Genomic DNA, 5102 nt, shown 5'->3' with positions numbered 1-5102 from the left:
CCCGGCCATCTGGGGCTATCTGGGGCCGCCACGGTTCAAGCTTTCCTCACCAATGCCGATAGCCCGTTAAACCTGTCGAGCATTGATGAACAAACCACTTTGGCTGCAAACATTGTCGAACTGGGTGCTGGGTGAAGACCCGCATCTGCGTCGTCATGTATTTTTGCTGCTGATCACCTTGCAGCCCTACGCCGTGAGCGTTGGCGTGATCATGCATTCCGAACACCTGAAGCTGCTGGAGCCTCACATGGCACACGAGTTGATCGTGGCCAGCGTGCTGACCTTTCTGACCGTTTTTGCCCTGGTTCGATCCGGTTGGTCGCAGCGCTTCGCCGATCCGGTTCTGACCTTTCCGCATGCGCTGGTCACCATTGCCTTGTGCATGGCTGCTTACGCCCAACTGGGCGACAACCGCGGCAACGTGATGATCCTCATCGCACAGACCATCGTGCTGTCCATGTTCAGGCTCAAGCCCATCCAGGTCCTGATGCTAGGTGTGTTCACCGTCATCACGCTGGGCGTGTTCGTCGTGTGGACAGCCTTCGGCGTAGACGCCCACTCCAACGCGTCCTCGGGCTGGACTCACTTCGTTGTCGGAGGCTCAACCCTGCTGACGCTGTCCCTGATTGGCAAATGGGTGAGCGATATCCGCGTGCGCATTGGTCGGCAGGCGCGCGAGCTTCAAGAAGCCGTGGACACCGTCAAGCAGATGGCCACCTGCGACATGCTCACTGGCGCCCTCAACAGGCGCATGATGACTGAACTGGCTGAAAATGAACTGAAGCTGGTCGAGCGCAGTGGTGCACCGATGTGCATCGCGCTGATCGATATCGACCACTTCAAGCATGTCAACGACCACTTTGGTCACCATGCCGGTGATGCCGTCTTGCGCAGCATGGCGCAGCACGCACAAGGTCAGATCCGGCAGGTGGACAAGTTCTCACGCTGGGGCGGCGAAGAGTTCCTGGTCATGCTGCCCAGCATCAGCGCGATAGAAGGCATGAACGCGATCGAGCGCCTGCGGCAATCCATCGAAACGCTGGAGATCCCGGGCTACCCGCAACTCCACATCACCTTCTCTGCAGGCGTGGCGCAGGCAAAGGTGGGCGAGTCGCTCGAACACCTGATCGAGCGCGCCGACGAGGCCCTGTATGACGCCAAACGCCAAGGGCGCAACCGCAGCCTGCTGGCCCAAACCGACTTGAAGGCACCCAGCAGCGCATCGAACGCCTCATCCAGCGAGACGATGTCATGACGCAATTCGTCCCGCCAGCCCAACCGAACGACCCCATTGTCGACGCCGTCGGCAAATTGGTTCAAAGCGTCTTCGGCCATGACCGCGCCACCCGGGCCCGCACAGCCGCCATCTTGCTGTGCGCCATCATGTACGCCATATGCTGCAGCGCGGCCTACTATGCTGCCCAGATCAATCTGATGCGGCCATTTGCGCCCAAGCTCCTGTGGGCCACGAGCATGCCGGCCTACGTGGTGTTCTACAGCCTGGTGCGTTTTGGCAAGACCAAGCACCTCAAGGACCCCACCTTGATGCTGCCGCAGAACCTGTTCGCCCTGCTGGCGATTGCTTTTGCCTACACCGCTGTCGGCCCACATGACCGTGGCGTGGTACTGGTACTGATCGCGCTGGTCATGGTGTTCGGCATGTATACCCACACACCCAAGCAATCGGTGCAAATCGGTGTGCTGGCGATGTTGCTGCTGGGCCTGAGCATGGGTGTACTGGCTCACATCGATCCGGACTACTACCCACCTGATCTGGAGTTGCTGCGCTTTGAATTGATGCTCGGCACGGTGCCCACACTTATTTTCTCGGCCTACCAGATTTCCTCATGGCGAAATCGCCTGTCTGCGCAGCGCAAGGATTTGAAGATCGCGCTGGAGCAGGTGCAGCAGATGGCCACGCATGATGTGCTGACTGGCCTGTACAACCGCCGCTTCATGCAGGATCGGCTGGAAGATGCCGTCAAGCGCTTTGAGCGCTACGGCGAACGCTTCACGGTCGTGCTGATCGATCTGGATCATTTCAAGCGCGTCAACGACCAGTACGGCCACAAGGTGGGCGACCAGGCACTGATGGCTTTCGCCAACGCATCCGGCATCGTGCTGCGCGAAACCGACATCATCGCGCGCTGGGGTGGCGAGGAGTTCATCTTCCTGCTGCCCAATACCGCCGCCGAAAAGGCCCTGATCGCCTTGGAGCGCCTGCGTCAGACGCTGGCGACCTGCACCGTATCGGAAAACGTGCCGCAATTGCGCGTGAAGTTCTCGGCCGGCGTGGCCGTGCACGATTGCGTGACCTCGCTGACGCACACGCTGGAACGCGCCGACAAAGCCCTCTACGAGGCCAAGAGCAGCGGCCGCGACCGTGACGTGACCGCGCCCCCGGACAAGCCCTGACGCCCACTTGCCCCTTTTGCCACAGCACCTCGCCCGCGCCTGGGATAATCGCGGGATGAACCCATTGCTGAAGAAACTCCAGCCCTATCCTTTCGAGCGCCTGCGCGGCCTCACGGCTGGTGTCACACCCAACCCTGCTTACCGTGCCATCAGCCTGGGCATCGGCGAGCCCAAGCACCCTACCCCCGCCTTCATCAAGGAAGCCTTGACGGCGGCCCTCGATGGCCTGGCCAGCTACCCCGCGACAGCCGGTGAGCCGGCCTTGCGGGAAGCCTGTGCCGCCTGGGTCGAGCGCCGTTATGGCCTGAAACTGGATGCTGCGACGCAGATCCTGCCAGTGAACGGCTCGCGCGAAGCCCTGTTTGCCCTGGCGCAGGCCGTGATCGACCCGACCCAGCATCAGGATGCCGGCGGCCCCGCTGTGGTCTGTCCCAACCCGTTCTATCAAATCTACGAAGGCGCTGCCTTGCTGGCAGGCGCCCGCGTGGTGTTTGCCAACTCGGATCCGGCCCGCAACTTCGCGGCGGATTGGTCGTCCATCCCCGAATCGACCTGGGCCACCACGCAACTGCTGTTCGTGTGCTCACCCGGCAACCCGACCGGCGCCGTGATGCCTTTGAGCGAATGGCAACGTCTGTTCGAGCTGAGCGACCGCTACGGCTTCGTGATCGCCTCGGACGAGTGCTACTCCGAGATCTACTTCCGCGAGGGCGCTGACGCCGCTCCGCTGGGCGGCCTGGAGGCCGCCGTCAAGCTGGGCCGCCACGACTTCAAGAACCTGATCGCCCTGACCAGCCTGTCCAAGCGCTCCAACGTGCCCGGCCTGCGCTCCGGCTTCGTCATGGGTGACGCGGCCATCATGAAGGCCTTCCTGCTGTATCGCACCTACCACGGCAGCGCCATGAGCCCCGCCGTGCAGCGCGCCAGCGTCGCAGCCTGGAGCGACGAAGCCCACGTGGTGGAAAACCGGGCCCTGTATCGCCAGAAGTTCGAGCAGGTCACCCCCATCCTGGCCTCCGTGATGGATGTCGCCTTGCCTGACGCCAGCTTCTACCTGTGGGCCAAGGTGCCGCCCAACATTTGCGGCGGCAGCGACGAAACCTTCACCCGCGAGCTGCTGGCTCAATACAATGTGGCCGTTTTGCCTGGCAGTTACCTGGCGCGCGAAGCCAACGGTGTGAACCCAGGCCAGGGCCGCGTCCGCATGGCGCTGGTGGCTGGTGTCGACGAATGCGTCGAAGCCGCCCAGCGCATCAAGGCCTTTATCGAATCCCAATCTGTTTGAATCTGAGAGAAGAACATGACCCAAGCTCTGCAAACCGTCATCGACAACGCCTGGGAACAGCGCACTTCGCTGTCCGCCGCCAGCGCGCCCGCTGAGATCCGCGACGCCGTCAACCACATCATCGATGCCCTGGACGGCGGCAAGCTGCGCGTGGCCGAGAAGATCGATGGCGACTGGGTGACCCACCAGTGGATCAAGAAGGCCGTGCTGCTGTCCTTCCGTCTGAACGACAACGTGCCCATGGGCGACGGCCCTCTGCAGTTCTACGACAAGGTGCCAACGAAGTACGCTGGCTGGAGCGAAGAACAGCTGCGCGCCTCCGGCGTGCGCGTGGTGCCCCCCGCCGTGGCACGTCGTGGCAGCTTCCAGGCCAAGAATGTGATCCTGATGCCGTCCTACGTGAACATCGGCGCCTACGTTGACGAAGGCACCATGGTTGACACCTGGGCCACCGTCGGTTCCTGCGCCCAGATCGGCAAGAACGTTCACCTGTCCGGCGGCGTCGGCATCGGTGGCGTGCTGGAACCCCTGCAAGCCAACCCCACCATCATCGAAGACAACTGCTTCATCGGCGCCCGCTCCGAAGTGGTCGAAGGCGTGATCGTGGAAGAGAACTCGGTGATCTCGATGGGCGTGTACATCGGCCAATCCACCAAGATCTATGACCGCGCCACCGGCGAAGTCAGCTACGGCCGCATTCCTGCTGGCTCCGTGGTCGTGTCGGGCAACCTGCCCTCGGCTGATGGCAAGTACTCGCTGTACTGCGCCGTGATCGTCAAGCGCGTGGACGCCCAGACGCGCTCCAAGACCAGCATCAACGACCTGCTGCGCGGCGCCTGATCGGTTCATCCGGTCTGATCCTTCCTGCATCTGATATCTGATTCAAACGGGAGAACTTGATGAGCGGTGGCAATCTCGAACGGGTACTGCGCCTGATGGCCGAGAAGAAGGCGTCTGACGTCTTTCTGTCTGCCCGGACACCCATCCTCATCAAGATCCATGGTCAGATCATGCAGCTGACGGATCAGATCCTCACCCCGTCCCAGCCTCGCCAGTTGCTGTCGGAGATGATCTCTTCGACGCAAATGGAAGAACTGGACGAAACGGGTGAACTGAACCTGGGCATCACCATTCCCGGCGTGGCCATCTTCCGTTTGAGCGCCTTCAAGCAGCGCGGCTCGGTGGCAGCGGTATTCCGCTACATCCCCTCCGACATCCCTGCGCTGGATTCGCTCAACGTGCCCGATGTGCTGTCCAACCTGATCCTGGAAAAGCGTGGGCTGATCCTGCTGGCTGGTGCCACCGGTGCCGGTAAAAGCACCACGCTGGCCGCGATGCTGGAGCACCGCAACCAGAACATGACCGGCCACATCCTCACCATCGAGGATCCGCTGGAGTTCCT

General features: G+C 62.0%; 5 protein-coding genes. All 5 read left to right on the top strand.

Annotated elements, in window-relative coordinates:
- The first annotated feature begins 85 nt into the window (after positions 1 to 85).
- Positions 86 to 1255 carry a diguanylate cyclase gene (locus EPO09_RS02010; protein WP_290639659.1) on the top strand — a complete coding sequence of 390 codons (1170 nt, stop codon included), beginning with the start codon at positions 86 to 88 and terminating at the stop codon, positions 1253 to 1255.
- Complete coding sequence (locus tag EPO09_RS02005; protein ID WP_290639657.1) at positions 1252 to 2415, top strand: GGDEF domain-containing protein; 1164 nt, start codon at positions 1252 to 1254, stop codon at positions 2413 to 2415. The genes EPO09_RS02010 and EPO09_RS02005 overlap by 4 nt, the downstream gene beginning before the upstream one ends.
- A 55-nt stretch (positions 2416 to 2470) precedes the next feature.
- A complete protein-coding gene (dapC, locus tag EPO09_RS02000) occupies positions 2471 to 3700 on the top strand; it encodes a succinyldiaminopimelate transaminase (RefSeq protein WP_290639655.1) in 1230 nt (409 codons plus the stop codon).
- A gap of 15 nt (positions 3701 to 3715) precedes the next feature.
- Complete coding sequence (dapD, locus tag EPO09_RS01995; protein ID WP_290639653.1) at positions 3716 to 4540, top strand: 2,3,4,5-tetrahydropyridine-2,6-dicarboxylate N-succinyltransferase; 825 nt, start codon at positions 3716 to 3718, stop codon at positions 4538 to 4540.
- Positions 4541 to 4599: 59 nt separating this feature from the next.
- The coding region (locus EPO09_RS01990) for an ATPase, T2SS/T4P/T4SS family (protein WP_290639651.1) at positions 4600 to 5102 on the top strand (503 nt) is incomplete at its 3' end.

Source organism: Aquabacterium sp. (genome assembly GCF_004297345.1).
Classification (GTDB): domain Bacteria; phylum Pseudomonadota; class Gammaproteobacteria; order Burkholderiales; family Burkholderiaceae_C; genus Aquabacterium.
The sequence above is the reverse complement of the archived record's forward strand: the minus strand, read 5'-3'. Positions and strand labels throughout refer to the sequence as shown.

Bases quoted from the DNA above. Each gene is read 5' to 3' on its own strand.
- EPO09_RS02010 (WP_290639659.1), top strand. From the start codon at position 86: ATGAACAAACCACTTTGGCTGCAAACATTGTCGAACTGGGTGCTGGGT.
- EPO09_RS02005 (WP_290639657.1), top strand. From the start codon at position 1,252: ATGACGCAATTCGTCCCGCCAGCCCAACCGAACGACCCCATTGTCGAC.
- dapC (WP_290639655.1), top strand. From the start codon at position 2,471: ATGAACCCATTGCTGAAGAAACTCCAGCCCTATCCTTTCGAGCGCCTG.
- dapD (WP_290639653.1), top strand. From the start codon at position 3,716: ATGACCCAAGCTCTGCAAACCGTCATCGACAACGCCTGGGAACAGCGC.